Genomic DNA, 1,516 nt, shown 5'->3' with positions numbered 1-1,516 from the left:
ATCTGCCTAACTGCTTGGACGCGGATATCCAATACCGCGCTTACCCTATCCTCCTGCGTCCCCCCATTGCTCAAATGGTGAGGAGGTGGTACAGGAATATCAACCTGTTGTCCATCGCCTACGCCTTTCGGCCTCGGCTTAGGTCCCGACTAACCCTGAGCGGACGAGCCTTCCTCAGGAAACCTTAGGCATTCGGTGGAGGGGATTCTCACCCCTCTTTCGCTACTCATACCGGCATTCTCACTTCTAAGCGCTCCACCAGTCCTTCCGGTCTGGCTTCACAGCCCTTAGAACGCTCTCCTACCACTGTTCGAAGAACAGTCCGCAGCTTCGGTGATACGTTTAGCCCCGGTACATTTTCGGCGCAGAGTCACTCGACCAGTGAGCTATTACGCACTCTTTAAATGGTGGCTGCTTCTAAGCCAACATCCTGGTTGTCTAAGCAACTCCACATCCTTTTCCACTTAACGTATACTTTGGGACCTTAGCTGGCGGTCTGGGCTGTTTCCCTTTCGACTACGGATCTTATCACTCGCAGTCTGACTCCCAAGGATAAGTCATTGGCATTCGGAGTTTGACTGAATTCGGTAACCCGGTAGGGGCCCCTAGTCCAATCAGTGCTCTACCTCCAAGACTCTTACCTTGAGGCTAGCCCTAAAGCTATTTCGGAGAGAACCAGCTATCTCCAGGTTCGATTGGCATTTCACCCCTACCCACACCTCATCCCCGCACTTTTCAACGTGCGTGGGTTCGGGCCTCCATTCAGTGTTACCTGAACTTCACCCTGGACATGGGTAGATCACCTGGTTTCGGGTCTACGACCACGTACTCATGCGCCCTATTCAGACTCGCTTTCGCTGCGGCTCCGCATCTTCTGCTTAACCTTGCACGGGATCGTAACTCGCCGGTTCATTCTACAAAAGGCACGCCATCACCCGTTAACGGGCTCTGACTACTTGTAGGCACACGGTTTCAGGATCTCTTTCACTCCCCTTCCGGGGTGCTTTTCACCTTTCCCTCACGGTACTGGTTCACTATCGGTCACTAGGGAGTATTTAGCCTTGGGAGATGGTCCTCCCGGATTCCGACGGAATTTCACGTGTTCCGCCGTACTCAGGATCCACTCAGGAGAGAACGAAGTTTTGACTACAGGGCTGTTACCTCCTATGGCGGGCCTTTCCAGACCTCTTCATCTACCTCGTTCCTTTGTAACTCCGTACAGAGTGTCCTACAACCCCAAGAGGCAAGCCTCTTGGTTTGGGCTAATCCCGTTTCGCTCGCCGCTACTCAGGGAATCGCATTTGCTTTCTCTTCCTCCGGGTACTTAGATGTTTCAGTTCCCCGGGTCTGCCTTCTCATATCCTATGAATTCAGATATGGATACCACTCCATTACGAGTGGTGGGTTTCCCCATTCGGAAATCTCCGGATCAAAGCTTGCTTACAGCTCCCCGAAGCATATCGGTGTTCGTCCCGTCCTTCATCGGCTCCTAGTGCCAAGGCATCCACCGTGCGCC

At 53.1% G+C, this 1,516-nt stretch carries 1 rRNA gene; it reads right to left on the bottom strand.

The features are described 5' to 3' along the window. Positions 1–1,516 (bottom strand): 23S ribosomal RNA (locus tag DAE25_RS22580); the annotation flags it as partial.

The organism is Nocardioides terrigena (assembly GCF_003047265.1).
In the GTDB taxonomy this organism is placed as follows: domain Bacteria; phylum Actinomycetota; class Actinomycetes; order Propionibacteriales; family Nocardioidaceae; genus Nocardioides; species Nocardioides terrigena.
This window is presented reverse-complemented; position numbering and strand designations above follow the sequence as displayed.